The organism is Janthinobacterium sp. GW823-FHT01H08, from assembly GCF_058797855.1.
The window spans coordinates 5,501,102-5,517,218 of the sequence record NZ_CM179504.1; the positions used below are offsets into that span (position 1 = coordinate 5,501,102).

At 65.0% G+C, this 16,117-nt stretch carries 17 protein-coding genes; 7 read left to right on the forward strand and 10 right to left on the reverse strand.

From position 1 onward, the window contains the following. Positions 1-33: 33 nt before the first annotated feature. The 4 genes from waaA to AC3RCG_RS24685 all read right to left on the reverse strand — a co-directional run bounded on the left by waaA (position 34) and on the right by AC3RCG_RS24685 (position 4,152). Positions 34-1,311, reverse strand: a complete 1,278-nt coding sequence (gene waaA / locus AC3RCG_RS24670; protein WP_492402340.1) for a lipid IV(A) 3-deoxy-D-manno-octulosonic acid transferase — start codon at positions 1,309-1,311, stop codon at positions 34-36. A gap of 32 nt (positions 1,312-1,343) precedes the next feature. Next, entirely contained in the window at positions 1,344-2,366 is a 1,023-nt protein-coding gene (gene waaC, locus AC3RCG_RS24675) for a lipopolysaccharide heptosyltransferase I (RefSeq protein ID WP_070290465.1), read from the reverse strand. Between the two features lie 4 nt (positions 2,367-2,370). Next, positions 2,371-3,753 (reverse strand): phosphomannomutase/phosphoglucomutase, encoded by a 1,383-nt coding sequence (locus AC3RCG_RS24680; RefSeq protein WP_121670438.1) that lies wholly within the window; start codon positions 3,751-3,753, stop codon positions 2,371-2,373. 90 nt (positions 3,754-3,843) lie between these two features. Continuing rightward, complete coding sequence (locus AC3RCG_RS24685) at positions 3,844-4,152, reverse strand: H-NS histone family protein (protein WP_070221029.1); 309 nt, start codon at positions 4,150-4,152, stop codon at positions 3,844-3,846. A gap of 423 nt (positions 4,153-4,575) precedes the next feature. On the opposite strand from AC3RCG_RS24685, the gene AC3RCG_RS24690 reads away from it, so the two are divergent. The 7 genes from AC3RCG_RS24690 (at position 4,576) to AC3RCG_RS24720 (ending at position 11,011) form a co-directional block, all read left to right on the forward strand. After that, a complete protein-coding gene (locus AC3RCG_RS24690) occupies positions 4,576-5,415 on the forward strand; it encodes a symmetrical bis(5'-nucleosyl)-tetraphosphatase (RefSeq protein ID WP_099410785.1) in 840 nt (279 codons plus the stop codon). Between the two features lie 93 nt (positions 5,416-5,508). After that, positions 5,509-6,429, forward strand: a complete 921-nt coding sequence (locus tag AC3RCG_RS24695; protein ID WP_099410784.1) for an AraC family transcriptional regulator — start codon at positions 5,509-5,511, stop codon at positions 6,427-6,429. A gap of 129 nt (positions 6,430-6,558) precedes the next feature. Then, the gene (locus tag AC3RCG_RS24700; RefSeq protein WP_070222110.1) at positions 6,559-7,113 is read left to right on the forward strand and encodes a carboxymuconolactone decarboxylase family protein; all 555 of its coding nucleotides are present in this window, start codon (positions 6,559-6,561) and stop codon (positions 7,111-7,113) included. Position 7,114: 1 nt separating this feature from the next. Beyond that, complete coding sequence (locus AC3RCG_RS24705) at positions 7,115-8,194, forward strand: acyl-CoA dehydrogenase family protein (RefSeq protein ID WP_070290472.1); 1,080 nt, start codon at positions 7,115-7,117, stop codon at positions 8,192-8,194. Then, on the forward strand, positions 8,191-8,979 hold the full coding sequence (locus tag AC3RCG_RS24710; RefSeq protein ID WP_070310174.1) for an ABC transporter ATP-binding protein: 789 nt from the start codon (positions 8,191-8,193) through the stop codon (positions 8,977-8,979). The genes AC3RCG_RS24705 and AC3RCG_RS24710 overlap by 4 nt, the downstream gene beginning before the upstream one ends. A gap of 20 nt (positions 8,980-8,999) precedes the next feature. Further along, on the forward strand, positions 9,000-10,244 hold the full coding sequence (locus AC3RCG_RS24715; protein WP_492402339.1) for an ABC transporter substrate-binding protein: 1,245 nt from the start codon (positions 9,000-9,002) through the stop codon (positions 10,242-10,244). A 2-nt stretch (positions 10,245-10,246) separates the two neighbouring features. Further along, the gene (locus AC3RCG_RS24720; RefSeq protein ID WP_492402338.1) at positions 10,247-11,011 is read left to right on the forward strand and encodes an ABC transporter permease; all 765 of its coding nucleotides are present in this window, start codon (positions 10,247-10,249) and stop codon (positions 11,009-11,011) included. On the opposite strand, the gene AC3RCG_RS24725 is transcribed toward AC3RCG_RS24720, so the two are convergent. The 6 genes from AC3RCG_RS24725 to AC3RCG_RS24750 all read right to left on the reverse strand — a co-directional run bounded on the left by AC3RCG_RS24725 (position 11,008) and on the right by AC3RCG_RS24750 (position 15,901). After that, positions 11,008-11,754, reverse strand: a complete 747-nt coding sequence (locus AC3RCG_RS24725) for a lysophospholipid acyltransferase family protein (RefSeq protein ID WP_492402337.1) — start codon at positions 11,752-11,754, stop codon at positions 11,008-11,010. The two genes, AC3RCG_RS24720 and AC3RCG_RS24725, sit on opposite strands and share 4 nt — an antisense overlap. A gap of 147 nt (positions 11,755-11,901) precedes the next feature. After that, on the reverse strand, positions 11,902-13,203 hold the full coding sequence (locus AC3RCG_RS24730; RefSeq protein ID WP_409027851.1) for a dihydroorotase: 1,302 nt from the start codon (positions 13,201-13,203) through the stop codon (positions 11,902-11,904). A gap of 24 nt (positions 13,204-13,227) precedes the next feature. Further along, positions 13,228-14,193 carry an aspartate carbamoyltransferase catalytic subunit gene (locus AC3RCG_RS24735; RefSeq protein WP_034746695.1) on the reverse strand — a complete coding sequence of 322 codons (966 nt, stop codon included), beginning with the start codon at positions 14,191-14,193 and terminating at the stop codon, positions 13,228-13,230. Then, a complete protein-coding gene (pyrR, locus tag AC3RCG_RS24740; protein ID WP_070222125.1) occupies positions 14,186-14,710 on the reverse strand; it encodes a bifunctional pyr operon transcriptional regulator/uracil phosphoribosyltransferase PyrR in 525 nt (174 codons plus the stop codon). Before pyrR ends, AC3RCG_RS24735 begins: the two co-directional genes overlap by 8 nt. 39 nt (positions 14,711-14,749) lie before the next feature. Then, positions 14,750-15,133 (reverse strand): Holliday junction resolvase RuvX, encoded by a 384-nt coding sequence (ruvX, locus tag AC3RCG_RS24745; RefSeq protein WP_070222165.1) that lies wholly within the window; start codon positions 15,131-15,133, stop codon positions 14,750-14,752. 165 nt (positions 15,134-15,298) lie between these two features. Beyond that, the gene (locus AC3RCG_RS24750; protein WP_070222127.1) at positions 15,299-15,901 is read right to left on the reverse strand and encodes a YqgE/AlgH family protein; all 603 of its coding nucleotides are present in this window, start codon (positions 15,899-15,901) and stop codon (positions 15,299-15,301) included. Between the last annotated feature and the right edge of the window lie 216 nt (positions 15,902-16,117).

The following is a 16,117-nucleotide window of genomic DNA, read 5'->3' on the forward strand; positions in this document are numbered from 1 at the left end:
CTGGGGTCAGACCCGGCGGGTCTGACCCCGGAATTAAACCAACAATAAAGGTTGAATCGCCGCGATGGTGCGCGGCGTGGCGCCCCGGTGCTGGCTGGCAAACGCCAGCGCCTTTTGACCCATCGACGATAAACGCGCCGGATCCTGCAGCAAGGCAGATGCCTGCGCCATCAGCGCATCGGCATCCGCCACCAGCGCGGCGCCGCCGGCGGCAATCGCCTGCTCGGTGACCAGCGCGAAATTGAAGGTGTGCGGACCGATCAGCACGGGCTTGCCCAGGGCCGCCGGCTCGATCAGGTTTTGTCCGCCCAGCGGCAGCAGGCTGCCGCCGACGAATGCGCAATCGCAGGCCGCGTAGTACGCAAACATCTCGCCCATCGAGTCGCCCAGCAGCACCTGCGTGCCCGCCGCCACCACATCGTCCTGCGCCAGGCCCGACCTGCGCTGCACGGCCAGGCCGTGCGCCGCGATCAATTTTTCCACCTCGTCGAAGCGCTGCGGGTGGCGCGGCACGATCAGCAGCAGCGCATCATCGGGCAAGCTGGCGCGGGTAAAGGCATCGAGGATCAGCTGCTCTTCGCCTTCGCGCGTGCTGGCGCACAGCAGCACGGGGCGCGCACCGATGGCGGCGCGCAGCGCTGCCCCCGTCGCCAGGGCCGCCTCGGGCACGACGACGTCGAACTTGATGCTGCCCGTGACCACCACGTCCTGCACGCCCAGCTGGCGCACGCGATCGGCGTCGTCCTGCGTCTGCGCCGCCACCAGGGTGATGCCGCGCGCCGCATCGGCAATCAGCTTGCCCAGACGCTGCGCCTTGCCCAGCGAACGCTGCGACAAGCGCGCGTTGGCCAGCACCACGGGCACTTTGTAGCGAGTGCATTGGTGGATCAGATTCGGCCACACTTCCGTCTCCATCAGGATGCAGATGCGCGGGGTGAAATGGCGGATGAAACGGGCCGGCATGGCGCCCGTGTCGTAGGGCAGATAGCTTTGCACGAGGCGCGCGCCGTGTTTGGCGAACAGCGCCTTGCCCGTCGCACGCCCCGTCGGCGTCATGTGCGTGAGGACGATGCGGCACCTGGGCCAGGCGGCCAGCAGCGCATCGATCAGCGGCTCGGCCGCGCGCGTCTCGCCGACGGAGACGGCGTGCAGCCAGATGGTGTCTGTAGCCGTTGTCGGCTGGCGGCCGTAAAAGCCCAGGCGCTCGCCCCAGTGCTGGCGGTAGCCGGGTTCCTGGCGTCCGCGCAGCCACAGCCGCGCCAGCACCAGGGGCAAGGCCAGCCACCAGGCAAGGGTATAAAGAAGTCGCATGATTGTTGAATGTTAAGGTCAGGCGGTTGAAGTCAGGCGGGAGGATGTTCGGTCAGCAGGCGTTGTGCCGCGGCCAGCACTTCCGGCACGCCGGGCGGCGCACCCTTGTCGCCCAGGTTGATGATGTTCGGCGACCAGTTGCCTTCCGTTTTCCACAGCGGAGAATCGGCATAGATTTCCACCGTCGGGCGCACGAAGGCGGCCGCGATATGCGTCAGACCCGTGTCGACGCCGATCACCAGCGCCGCGTGGCGCGCCAGCAGGGTGGCATCGTCCATCGACAGTTTCGGCAGCACGCGCGCGTTCGGCAGACCGGCCGCAAGTTGTTCGGCTTCCGCCTTTTCCCTGGGCGAACCCCAGGGCAGCAAAATCGGCATCGGCGCCAAGGCACGGCCCAGGGCGATCCAGTTTTCCGGCGCCCATTTCTTGGCGTCGCGCGCCGTACCGTGGAAATACACGCAGTAGGGAGCTTCGCCCATCCAGTCCGGGCGCGGCTCGTTGCGCGAGACTTCCGGCAAGCCGAAATCGGCCGGCGTGTCGATCGTGTAGCCGAGTGCGGCGGCAGCGACCAGGCGGCCGCGCGCTACCGCATGCGTGCGCGGGTCGAGCGGAATGCTTTTGGTGTGGAACAGGCGCGAGATGCCTTCGTAGCCGGAGCCTTCGCTGCCATTGGCTAGGCCGACCTTCTGTCCGCCCGGCGCCAGGCGCGCGGCGCCCATGATGATGCCCGTCTTGAGCAAGCCCTGGGTATCGAACACATAATCGTAGCGCGTCTGGCGCAGGCTGCGGAAGAAGGCGGCGATTTCCGCGCGCGTCTCTTTCTTGCCCAGACTCTTGCGCCAGCGCCGCAGCGCGAACGGGAAAATGGTATTGACGCGCGCGTTCAGGCGCACCAGGCTGGTGTAGCCCTCTTCAACCACCCAGTCGATGGTCGCGTTCGGGAAATGGCGGGCGATGTCCGCCACCATCGGCAGGTTATGCAGCACGTCGCCCAGCGAGGACACGCGCACCAGCAGGATTTTCAAGGGCGCCTGCGCGCCTGGTTGAGCGGCCATGCTGTCAGAACGGCAGCACGGCATCAGGCTTGGCGGCCAGGATCACGCTCTTGAACTGTCCCTGGATGCGCGCCAGGGCTGCCGGCGTTTCCGCTTCGAAGCGCATGACGATCACTGGCGTGGTGTTCGACGAGCGGGCCAGGCCGAAGCCGTCCGCGTATTCCACGCGCAAGCCGTCGATGGTGATGATCTGTTCATTGCCGGGGAAGACGGCGTCGCGGCGCAGCATGTCCATCAGCGCGACGTTCTCGCCCTCCTTCAGCTCCAGGTGCAGTTCCGGCGTGCTGTCGGACTGCGGCAGGGAATTCAGCAAAGCCGACGGATCCGCTTCGCGCGTGAGGATTTCGAGCAGGCGCGCGGCCGAATACATGCCGTCGTCGAAACCGTACCAGCGGTCCTTGAAGAAGATATGGCCGCTCATTTCGCCGCCCAGCGGCGCACCCGTTTCGCGCAGCTTGGCTTTTACCAGCGAGTGGCCCGTCTTGTACATCAGCGGTACGCCGCCATGCTTGCTGATCCACGGCGCCAGGTGGCGCGTGCATTTCACATCGTACAAAATCTGCGCGCCAGGATGGCGGGTCAGCACGTCGGCCGCGAACAGCATCATCTGGCGGTCAGGGTAGATGATCTGGCCATCCTTGGTGACCACGCCCAGGCGGTCGCCGTCGCCGTCGAAGGCGATGCCGATTTCGGCATCCGTCTCGGCCAGGCAGCGGATCAGGTCCTGCAGGTTTTCCGGGTGCGCCGGGTCCGGATGGTGGTTCGGGAAGTGGCCGTCGACTTCGCAGAACAGTTCGATGACTTCGCAGCCCATGCCGCGGAACAGGTCCCCCGCGAATGCGCCGGCCACGCCATTGCCGCAGTCGACGGCGATCTTGATCGGGCGCGCCAGCTTGACGTCGCCCAGGATGCGCGCCAGGTAGGCCGTGCGGATATCGTGCGTGGCATAGGAGCCCGGCTTGGCACTGGCGCTGCCGTCGTGCGCGACGATGCTGTGGTACAGCGCCTGGATCGCTTCGCCGTGGATCGCTTCACCGGCCAGCACCATCTTGAAGCCGTTGTAGTCGGGCGGATTGTGGCTGCCCGTGACCATGATGCCGGAGCGCGTGTCGAGCACATTCGTGCCGAAGTAGACCATCGGCGTGGCCACCACGCCCAGGTCGATCACGTCGACGCCCGCCGCTTGCAAGCCCTGCGCCAGCGCCGCCGTCAATTCCGGTCCCGACAGACGGCCATCGCGGCCGATCACGACCCGCTGCTCGCCCTTGGCCAGGGCGGCCTGGCCAAATGCCTGACCGATCTTGTGGGCCACGCCGGCATCGAGGGTTTTAGCGATGATGCCGCGAATATCGTAGGCCTTGAAGATCGTTCTGGACAATGGGAGCATGGTGTGGCCGGTATAAGTAGGGTCAATAAGGTGCCTGGCAAGGTGCAGCGCGCGGCTGGCGGCTTGCCACTACGCCAAGAGTATACCGAATTATACGCGCAGCAGATCGATCGACTTGCCCGATTCCACCCACTGCCTGACCCACAGCGGCTGACGGCCACGGCCTGTCCATTGCTCGGTCGCATTCTCAGGATGGCGGTAACGCACCGCGACTTTGCCCGTGCGCGGGTGCAAGCCATCGAGTATCAGCTGTTTCAGCGGAATGCCGGCTTGCTGCGCGATGGCCATGATCTGTTCGCGCGCCTTGTTCAAGTCTTCGCGCTCGCGGCTGTTCAACTCCTGCTTGACATTATCTTCCAGTTTGCGCAATTCCAGCATCGTCATCGTAGACAGATCCATTGGTACATCCTTTATATTCATTTAAATAATAAAATCACGTGGAATATACTACATTGCATAAATATCTGTGCACCAACGCATAATCCATCATCAATTGAATCACGGCCCTCGATTTATTTGGCGGGCCAACATTAAGATTAAATGAAGAATATACCGGAAGCCCGCATGAAAAATGAATAACCATGAATTAAATGGCATTCCCGCGTGCCTGAACGGCATGCCAGCGGATTATTATTCCTATACGGCAGCGTGATACGGCAGCGTGACATACCGCTGAATCAAATTCCCATGCGGCATAATCGGCGCCCGCGTTTTTCTTCCCGCCGGCCATGCGCGCAATCGCGCACCTGCCAGAAATGCCCCAACGCCAAAGGGCGGGCATGCTTATAATGCAGGCGCGTAGTTCACTTCACCCCGGCACATATGAAAACTTACTTTATCGGCGATCTGCAAGGCTGTCATGCACAAACCGTCGAATTGATCGAACGGATCCAGGCGGCAGCGGGCGGTCCGTACCGCCTGCTGTTCGCGGGCGACTTGATCAATCGCGGCCCGGCCTCGCTGGCCACCCTGCGCCACGTGCACGCCCTGGCGCAGCAAGGCCTGGCCGACAGCGTCCTGGGCAACCATGACTTGCACTTGCTGGCCGTGGCCAACGGCATCCGGCCCGAGCATGCGTCCGACACCCTCGCCGACATCCTCGATGCACCCGACCGCGAGGAGTTGATCGACTGGCTGCGCCAGCGGCCACTGGCACTGGAACACGATGGCCATGTGCTCGTGCATGCAGGCTTGCTGCCGCAATGGAGCGCGGCCCAGGCCCTGTCCCTGAGCGAGGAGGTGTCCGCCATGCTGCGCAGCGACGATTGGGTGGCGTTCCTGCGCACCATGTACGGCAACGAGCCGGCCGCCTGGCGCGACGACCTGCAGGGCGCCGACCGGCTGCGCTGCATCGTCAACGCCATGACGCGGCTGCGCTTTTGCACGCCGGACGGTGTAATGGATTTCAAGATGAAGGAAAGCGGCAGCCCGCCGCCAGGCTCCGGCCTGCTGCCCTGGTTCGACGTGCCGGGCCGGCGCAGCGCCGGCGACACCATCGTCTTCGGCCACTGGTCGGCGCTGGGACTGCTACTAAGGCCGCACCTGATCGGACTCGATAGCGGCTGCGTCTGGGGCGGGAAACTGTCGGCCGTGTGCCTGGAGGACCGCTCGCTGCTGCAAGTCGACTGCCCCGCGTTCCAGCAGCATAGCGGCAAGCAGTAATCACCAAGCTTGGCGCGCATATGCTTAGTCGAAATCGGTCGTTGGCCTTGCCGCGTCTGGCCCGTATGATGGCGCTTTTGCCTTTGCGATCCCATGCATCCTGATACCGACAGACTGGCGCGCTGGCTGCTCGGCAGCCTGGAACTCGACACCGCCGTCCTGCATGTGGGCCAGTACTGCGGCCGCTGGCGCGCTTCCACGGCGGGGCGGGAACTGGGCAGCTTTCACCTGGTGCTCGATGGCCATTGCTACTTGCACCTCGACGGCGCGGCGCCCATTGCGCTCGGCCCGCGCGACGGCGTCTTCCTGCTGCGCGACTTGCCGCACTTCCTCAGTCCCCACAGCGATCCGCTGCAGGCGGTGAGCGCGCAAGCGATGCTGCCGCTGCAAACGCCCACGCAGCAGCCGGCGACGGCGCTGGCCTGCGGCTTCTTTCAATTTCGCGGCGCCCTCTCCGCGCTGATCGTCGACTCGTTCCCGCCGTATCTGCTGATACGCGGCGACGCGCCCGCCTTCAGCGCCGCCGCCGCGCTGTTCGACCTGATCCTCGCCGAAGCAGGCGGCGATCCGGAGCAACCGTCGCCGCTCATCGCGCGCCTGGTCGAGCTGCTGTTCTTTTACCTGATCCGCCATGTGGCGCAGGGCGAGCAGGTGGCGGCCGGCCTGCTGTCGCTGCTGCACCAGCCCGCATTTTCGCCACTGCTCGAACGCATGCTCGACGCCCCTGCCGACGACTGGTCGATCGAGAACATGGCCAAGGCAGCGTGCATGTCGCGCGCCAGCTTCTGCAAGCATTTCGCCAGCGCCAGCGGCCACTCGCCGGCCCAGTTCCTGCTCCTGCTGCGCATGAAGATCGCCGCGCGGCGTCTGCACGACGGCGTCTCCGTCGAACGCGCCGCCGAACTGGTGGGCTACCGCTCGCACGCCGCCTTTACGCGCGCCTTCAAGCGGGTCACGGGCGAGCAGCCGGGCGCCTACCGGCGCGACCAGCGATTGCGCCAGCTGGCCAGCTAAGAGCCTGCCGGAATCAAGGATCACACAATCGCAGACGAACGAGCACAAAAGGACGACGCTGACGTCTGTTGCGTGCACGGCATGGCCGATATAATGACCGGGTGACTTACTAACTTAGCAAGGTACCCCATGTCCCGTCTGACGCTGCACACTCTCGATACCGCCCCGGCCGACAGCCGCCCCTTCGTGGAAAAGGCCATCGCCAACAATGGCTTCCTGCCCAATCTGATCGGCGTGCTGGCCAATGCCCCGCTGGCACTGGAAACCTATCTGACCGTCTCCGGCATCAATGCGCGCGCCAGCCTGACCCTGATGGAGCGCGAAGTGGTGCAGATCACGGCCGCGCGCATCCATGGCTGCGATTTCTGCATCGCCGGCCATAGCGCCATCTCGCTGAAAAAAGCGGGCCAGACACCGGACACGGTGCGCGCCCTGCAGCACGGCCAGCCGACGGGCGATACGAAGCTCGACGCCGTCGCCGCCTTTGCCACGGCCGTCATCGCCACGCGCGGCGCCGTCAGCGACGCCGAATATCAAGCCTTCCTGGCCGCCGGCTACAACGAACAGCAGGCGCTCGAAGTCGTGCTGGGCATCAGCCTGGCCACCCTGTGCAATTTCTCCAACAGCCTGGCCGGCACGCCCGTCAATCCGCAATTGACGCCCTACCTGCCTGGCGCCGTCTGACATGGCGAACCTCACTCACTGGCTGCACATGCATGCCGACCAGCTCGACCAATCGCCGGAGCTGGCTGAAACCGTATTGCCGGCATTGGCCGGCGACAAGCTGCTGGCCATCGGCGTGCCGCAGGAACACGGCGGCGCGGGCGGCGACGTGCGCGACGCCATCGACGCCATCGCCAAGGTGGCCGGGCAATCGGTGACGGCAGCCTTTGTCTTCTGGGGCCAGCGCTGCTTTATCGAATTCCTGCTGCAAAGCGAGAACCGCGCACTGGCCGAGCGCCGTTTGCCCGGCCTGCTGGCCGGCACGCAGGCAGGCGCCAGCGGTTTGTCGAACGCGATGAAATTCTTGTCCGGCATCGAGCAGCTGCAAATCACGGGCGCGCGCCACGATGACGGCTTGCTCGTCAACGGCGGCCTGGCCTGGGTGACCAACTTGCGCAAGGCCGGCTTTGTCGCGGCAGCCGCCGTGGCGCCCGACGACGGCGCGCCGCCCGTCATCGTCGCCTTCGACAGCGGCACGGCGGGCGTCAAGCGCAGCGATGACCTGGACCTGATTGCCCTGCGCGGCAGCAATACGGCTTCCGTCAAGCTGGCGCAGGTGCACATCCCCGCCGCGGACATCATCAGCGACAACGCGCCGGCCTGGCTGCCGCAGGTGCGCCCATCGTTCCTCGGCATGCAGTGCGGCCTGTCGATCGGCCTGGCGCGCGCCAGCCTGGCAAAGGCGGCGCAAATCTCGGCCGGCTCGCGCAACCAGCTCACGCCACGCATCGAAGCGCTGCAAGCGACACTGGAAAGCGCCGTCGCCACCTTGCTGGCCGGCGTGCACGACGGCCGCTTCAAGACGCAGGCGCCGGCCATGTTCCGCCTGCGCATACAGCTGGCCGACGTGCTGCAGCAGGCGCTGATGCTGGAACTGCAAGCCATGGGCGGGCGCGCCTACCTGAACGCCGAACAGCAGGGCTTTGCCCGCCGCTGGCGCGAATCGTCGTTCATCCCCATCGTCACCCCCAGCCTGACGCAGTTGCAATCGGCCTTGCAGCTGTTCGACAGCCAGCAGGCGGCAGCGGGAGCCCCGGCATGAGCGTTGCTGATTGGGCCTTGCAGGCGCAGGACCTGAGCTTTTCCTATGCGGGCAGCACGCCCGTGTTCCAGCACGTCTCGCTGGGTGTGCGCAAGCGCGAGATCGTCTGCCTGCTGGGCGGCAGCGGCTGCGGCAAATCGAGCCTGCTGCGCGTGCTGGCCGGCCTGCAGCCGCCATCGACGGGCGCCATTCAATTCCTCGATGCGCCCATGCGCGAACCGGACCCGCGCAGCGCCCTCGTGTTCCAGCAGGCGAGCCTTTTGCCCTGGCTGAACGTCACGGGCAACGCGGGCTTCGGCCTGGACTTCAAGCACCAGCCGCAGCTCACGCGCGCAGCGCACGAGGCGCGCGTGGCGCAAGCCATCGAAGCCGTCGGTTTAAAGGGGCGCGAAAAACTGTATCCGTCCGCGCTGTCGGGCGGCATGGCGCAGCGCGTGGCGCTGGCCCGCGCGCTGGCGCGCGAACCGGAACTGCTGTTCGCCGACGAACCGTTTTCCGCCCTCGACGCCATCACCCGCGCCGAGATGCAGTCGCTGCTGGTCGACGTGGTGCACCGCTGGCACACGGCCGTGCTGCTGGTCACGCACGACATCGACGAAGCCATCCTCGTCGCCGACCGCATCCTGCTCATGGGCGGTAAGCCGGGCAACATCGTGCGCGAATGGCCCGTCGCCATCGACCAGCCGCGCATCGGCCACAGCGCCGACGTGATCGCCCTCAAGATGGACATCCTCGACGCCCTGCAGGCGCTGCAACAGCAAGATCAGGCCCACGCCGCCCACTAATGCACTTTACTGGAACCTTCATGTCCCTCCCACACGATAACAAACCCCTGCATATCTGCGCCTCCTCCGATTGCGACTGCGGCCTGACGCGGCGCGACTTCCTGCGCATGTCGGCCCTGGCCACGGCCAGCGTCGCCTCTCCCCTGCTGTTCGCCGGCGACGCCATGGCCCAGCAAGGCCCGAAAGGCGATGACCAGCCCGTCAAGATCGGCTACCTGCCGATCACCGACGCCACCCCGCTGCTCGTCGCCCACGCGCGCAAGCTGTTCGAGGCGGAAGGCTTGCAGGCGGAAACGCCGCGCCTGTTCCGCAGCTGGGCGCAGATCATCGAAGCGTTCGTCGCCGGCCAGGTCAACGTCATCCACCTGCTGTCGCCGGCTACCCTGTGGGTGCGCTACGGCGCCAAGTTCCCCGCGAAAGTCGTCGCCTGGAACCACGTCAACGGCTCCGCGCTGACGGTGGCCAACGAGATCAACAAGGTCTCCGACCTGGGCGGACGCACGGTCGCCATCCCATTCTGGTACTCGATCCACAACATCCTGCTGCAGCAGATCCTGTCCTCGAATGGCCTGACGCCGGTCACGCGCGCGCGCAACGCGGCCATCAAGCCGAATGAAGTCAATCTGATCGTGCTGGCGCCGGCCGAAATGGTCTCGGCCCTGGCCAGTAAGTCGATTGCCGGCTACATCGTGGCCGAGCCGTTCAACGCGGCGGCGGAAAACGCCGGCATCGGCAAGATCCTGCGCTTCTCGGGCGACGTGTGGAAAAACCATGCGTGCTGCGTCACCTTCCTGTCCGAGCGCGACATCAACACGCGCCCGGAATGGGCGCAAAAGGTCACCAACGCCATCGTCAAGGCGCAGCTGTGGACGCGCTCGAACCAGGTCGACACGGCCAAGCTGCTGTCGAACGTGGGCGACCACCGCTACACGCCGCATCCGCTGCAGGTGCTGACCAAGGTGCTGGCCACCACCGATTACGCCGGCTATGAAAAGCAGGGCCTGATCGTGCACAAGAACTGGCAGCAGCGCCGCATCGACTTCCAGCCGTATCCATTTGCCTCGTACACGGAAGAACTGGTGCGCGCCATCGGCCGCACCAAGGTCGAGGGCGATACGCGCTTCCTGGCGAATCTCGATCCGAAGTTCGCCGCGCGCGACCTGGTCGATGACCGCTTCGTGCGCAAGGCCATCACGGCAGTCGGCGGACCGGCCGCCTTCGGCTTGCCGGCCAATCTGCTGCGCAGCGAAACCGTGGCGGTCTGACGATGGCAAGCAAGTTGTTCACGAAGTTCAGCCTGCCCCTGGTGGGGCTGGCCTGTGCCTTGCTGCTGTGGTCCATGGGTGTGACGGCACTGGAGAAATCCACGCCGATCGCCACCGCCTTCGCGCCCTTGCCCACGGCGCTGGCGTTCAGGGAGATGCTCGGTGGTTCCGATATCTGGCTGCACGTGGTCTTGAGTCTGCAAAGGGTGGCCGTGGGCCTGGGGCTGGCGATCGTCATCGGCGTGCCGCTGGGCGTGCTGGTGGCCATGTCGAAGAGCTTTTCCGGCGCGGCCATGCCGCTGTTCCAGCTGCTGCGCATGATTTCGCCGCTGTCGTGGATGCCGATCGCCGTGATGGTGCTCGGCGTCGGCGACGCGCCCGTATACTTCCTGCTGGCGTTTGCGGCCGTCTGGCCGATTTTGCTCAATACGGCGGCCGGCGTGGCGCGGCTCGACCCGAACTGGCTGCTGCTGGCGCGCAGCCTGTCGGCCACGCGCAGCGAGATCGTCTTCAAGGTGATTTTGCCGGGCATCACGGCCGATATCCTGACGGGCGTGCGGCTGGCCATCGGCATCATCTGGATCGTGCTGGTGCCGGCGGAAATGCTGGGCGTATCGGCCGGCCTCGGCTACTTCATCCTCGACACGCGCGACCGCCTCGCGTATTCGGAGCTGATGGCCGCCATCGTGCTGATCGGGATGTTAGGCTTCATCCTCGACTACCTGGCCCGCGCCGCGCATGCGCGCTGGCTGCACGTCAAAAACTAGGCCGCCTTTTCCAGCGGCAGCGCAGCGGCCACGGCCGCCTGCGTTGCCGCCGCCAGTTCGCGCCGGTGCGCGTCGGACGTCGCCACTGGCGCCAGACAGGTCAGGCGCGCCGTGATCGGCGGGCCGCTCAGGATCGCCACCATGCTTTGCGCAAAGCTCATGTCGCCGATGAAGTCGACGGCGTGGTGCAGCGCCCCCTTGTCATCCACATACACGAGCGCGAACGGCTGCACCGGCACTTGCGCGTCGATGGCCGCCTCGAACAGGTTGGCGTGAAACGGCAGGATCTGCCCTTGCGCGGCGGTCGTGCCTTCGGGGAAAAACGCAATGCGTTCGCCCGCCGCCAATTTGTCCACCAGGCCCTGGAAGATCAGGCGCAGGTCGCGCTTGCTGCCGCGCGAAATGAAGATGGTGCCGGCGCGCCCCGCCAGCCAGCCGAGGATAGGCCAGGCGCGGATTTCCGCCTTGGCGACGAAACGGCAAGGGTGGACGGCATTGATGACGAAGATGTCGAGCCACGAGACGTGGTTCGCCACCATCATCGCATGGTCGAGTGCCGGTACGCTGTCCGCCGGCTGTGCAACGTGGACGCCGCAGATGTCGAGCAGCTGCGTCGACCAGCGGCGGATGCGCCGGTTGCGCCCTTCCAGGTCCAGCCAGGGAAAGAGCACGGCGCTCTTGGCCATGCCGCAGCTCAGGTGAATGGCGATGCGCGCGAGGCGGTAGGTAAGCAGAAGTTTCAAATGACACCAAGGTTGGAAGCAAAGCCATGCAGCTGCGTAGGTCGACTTGGCAGCGCCCGCGAGGCGCTGCGTAAGCCGACAGGAGCCGCCATGGACTTGTCGGATTACGCGTACCGCTAATCCGACCTACGGCTCCGATACAAAAAATTAGCGCTGAAACGCCACCTGTCCGGCAACGATGGTCGCCTTGACGATGCCGCTCAGCTCATAGCCGAGGAAAGGCGTGTGCTTGCCCTGGCTGGCCAGCGACGCCGACGACACGGTCCAGCGCGCGGCGGGATCGAAGACGCAGATGTCGGCCGCCTCGCCCACGGCCAGGCTGCCGGCCGGGATGCCGGCGACACGCGCCGCATCGGACGTGACCTTGGCCACGGCGCGCGCCAGCGGACGCTCGCCCGTTTGCGGCTGGTTCAAGGCGTAGTCGTCGGCCCATTTCAGGGCCAGCGACAGCAGCAGTTCCAGGCCCGTGGCGCCGGGCGACGCTTCGCCGAACGGCAGCAGTTTTTCATCGTCATCGACGGGCGTGTGGTCCGAGCACATGGCGTCGACCGTACCGTCGAGCAGGCCGGCGCGGATCGCATCGCGGTCGCGCTGGCTGCGGAACGGCGGCGTGACGCGCGCGTTCGGATCGAAGAAACCGATGTCGGCGTCCGTCAGGTGCACATGGTGCACGCCGACGTCGCAGGTGACGGGCAAGCCTTCGGCCTTGGCGGCACGGATCAGTTCCAGGCCCGCCGCCGACGAGATGCGGCACAGGTGCACGCGCGCGCGGCTGGCGCGCATCAATTCGAAAATCGTGTGCAGGGCGATGGTTTCGGACATCACGGGCACGCCGGACAAGCCCAGGCGCGACGCCAGCGGGCCGCTGTGGGCGATGCCGCCACGGCCGATGTGCGGGTCTTGCGGGCGCAGCCAGACCGTGTAGCCGAAGGTGTTCGCGTATTGCATGGCGCGCAGCAGCACGGTGGTGTCCTCAATCGGCTCTTCCGCCTGCGCGAAGCCGATGCAGCCCGCTTCCGTCAATTCCGCCATTTCCGTCAACGACTTGCCCTTCAAGCCCATGGTCAGCGCGCCCAGCGGGTGCACGTGGGCCTTGTTCTGCGTCTTGGCGCGGTATTTCAGCATTTCCACCAGGCCCGGCTCATCGAGCACGGGGTCGGTGTCGGGCGGGCAGACCAGGCTCGTGACGCCGCCTTGGAGGGCCGCCTGCAGTTCCGATTCCAGGGTCGCCTTGTATTCGTAGCCCGGCTCGCGCAGGCGCGCGGACAGGTCGACCAGGCCGGGGGAAACCACCAGGCCGGCCGCGTCAAACGTGGTGTCGGCGGTGAAGCCGGCAGGGGCGCTGCCCACGGCCAGCACTTTGCCGTCGGCGATAAACAGGTCTTGCAAGCCATCGATGCCGTTGGCAGGGTCGATCAGGTGGCCGTTCTTGATATGTAGTGTCGTCATGCTCGCTTACTCGTCCTTGGGCTATCAGCCCTGATTACCAGCCAAAATACTCATTACCGCCATGCGCACGGCGATACCGAAGGTCACCTGCGGCAGGATCACCGCCTGCGGACCGTCGGCCACGGCCGAATCGATTTCCACGCCGCGGTTCATCGGGCCCGGGTGCATGACGATGGCATCCGGCTTCGCCAGCGCCAGGCGTTCGGGCGTGAGGCCATAGCTCTTGAAGTATTCCTGCGCCGACGGCAGCAGCGCGCCGCTCATGCGCTCATTCTGCAGGCGCAGCATGATGATCACGTCTACGCCCTTGAGGCCTTCATCCATGTTGGTGAAGGTGCGCACGCCCATCTGTTCCAGGCCGCCCGGCAGCAGGGTGTGCGGGCCGATGGCGCGCACTTCCGGCACGCCCAGGGTGGTCAGCGCATGGATGTCGGAACGGGCCACGCGGCTGTGCAGGATGTCGCCCACGATGGCCACCGTCAGGTTCGTGAAATCCTTCTTGTAATGGCGGATCGTGTACATGTCGAGCAAGCCCTGGGTCGGGTGCGCGTGGCGTCCGTCGCCCGCGTTGACCACGTGGACGTGCGGCTGCTTGGTGTCGATCAGGTGCTTGGCGATCAGGTAGGGCGCGCCCGACTGCGCGTGGCGCACGACGAACATGTCGGCATGCATGGCCGACAGGTTGTCGATGGTGTCGAGCAGCGATTCGCCCTTGCTGGCCGACGAGGCCTGGATGTTCAGGTTGATGACGTCGGCCGACAGGCGCTTCGAGGCGATTTCGAAGGTGGTGCGGGTGCGCGTGGAGTTTTCAAAGAACAGGTTGAAAACGCTCTTGCCGCGCATCAGCGGTACCTTTTTCACGTCGCGGTCGGAAATGCCGACGAACGAGGAAGCCGTGTCGAGGATATGGTTGACGATAGACTTCGGCAAGCCTTCGATCGTCAGCAGATGTTGCAGTTCGCCGTGTTTATTCAGTTGCGGATTAAGCATGGTTGTTATCTATGGTGAGCGTGAATTTTCCATCGTCGGCTTGCTTCAGGACCAGGGCCTGGCCCGGCGGCACGGCAGTGAAGGCGGCCACGAAATCGGCGGCCACCGGCAGCTGGCGTTCGCCGCGGTCGACCAGGGCCGCCAGCATGATCTTGGCCGGGCGGCCATAGTCGAACAATTCGTTGATGGCCGCGCGCGTGGTGCGGCCCGTGTACAGCACGTCGTCGACCAGCAGGATGGTGGCGCCGGCCACGTCGAAGCTGATTTGCGTCGGCTTGACGTCCGCATGCAAGCCCTTCTGGGCAAAGTCGTCGCGGTAGAAGGACACGTCGAGCACGCCCAGGCGGTCGAGCAGATTCAGATCGCGCGCCAGGCGTTCAGCCAGCCAGGCGCCGCCCGAATGGATGCCGACGATGGCCACGTTGGGGATGCCCGCCAGGCCGCTCCGCACCTGCTGCAGCAAATCTGCATACAGGGCCTCGGCGTCGAGTTGGGAAGGATTCGCAGGATGCGGCATAGAGTTCTTAATCATTCAGGGAGGGAGTCTAGGGTCAGATTAATAATTCGCGTCGAAATACTGTTGCAGGATGATGGCGGCGGCGCGGTCGTCGATGACTTCGCCGCGCTTGGCGGCGATGACGGCCGAGGAATAGCGCTCGTCGACCAGTTCCACGGGCAGGTTGAAGCGGCCATGCACCTGGTTGGCGAAACGGCGGCAGCGCGCGCTCATCTCGTGTTCCGTGCCATCGGGGTGGCTGGGCAAGCCCACCACGATGCGGCTGGCGCCCCACTCCTTGATCAGGTTATCGATGGCGGCAAACTTCGGCTCGTTCGCCGTGGCCGTGATCACGCTGAGCGGCTTGGCCTGGCAAATCATGGTATTGCCGATGGCCACGCCGATGCGTTTCAAGCCGAAATCGAAGGCAAGGATGGTGTCGATGGCGTTACTCGTCACAGCATTTTTCCATAATAAAGATCAACATAGGTGGTGTCAGAAACCGTAGCGAGCAAGCTCAATGTCGGGTTGAGTAGCGGAGCTGTACGAAGGTACAGCGAGCAACGGATGCCCGAAAGTGGGCTGCGCAGTAGGTTTATGGCATCCACCTCATGCGTGTCCGGCTTCGGATGCCAGCATGAGGGGATCGATACCGAGCAACTTGATGGCCGCCACGTAGCGCTGTTCGATGGGGAAATCGAACAGGATATCGGCCGAGGCGCCTACCGTCAGCCAGCCGTTGCGGCCGATCTCGTCTTCCAGCTGGCCCGGGCTCCAGCCCGAGTAGCCGATCGAGACGAGCATGCGCTCGGGGCCATCGCCCTTGGCGACGGCTTCGAGCACGTCGATCGAGGTGGTAAACGCCACTTCATCGGTCACCGTCAGCGACGAGGAATAACGCGCGCCCGGCGTGTGCAGCACGAAGCCGCGGTCATCCTGCACGGGGCCGCCGAACATGATCGGCTCGTTGATGATGGGCGTGTCGCTGCCAGCCTCGAGTTTCAGGTCGATGCGGTCGAACAGCACTTCCATGGTCATGTCGGTGGGTTTGTTGATGACGACGCCCAGCACGCCGTTTTCATTGTGCTCACACACGTACACGACCGTGCCGCCGAAGATCGGATCTTGCATGGCCGGCATCGCAATCAGGAAATGGTTCGCCAGATTCAGGGTGGAGGATCCGGTCGCGGCCGGCTCTCCCACACCCTGCATCAGACGATGTCCTGGTAGAGTCTGGTCGATTTTACTCTTTTTCATACGCGATGCTCTCTCTGTGGGCTTGCTGGCAAGTCTCGCTTACCCCGCTATCGTACGCCCGGCGCAAGCGGCCGCATATCTTGGGCGGCGCGCACCGTGGTGCCAGGCGTTATTCTTGTTATGTTATAAATTAATGATCAATTCGCTATGCCTGCAAGCGCATTTCAATGC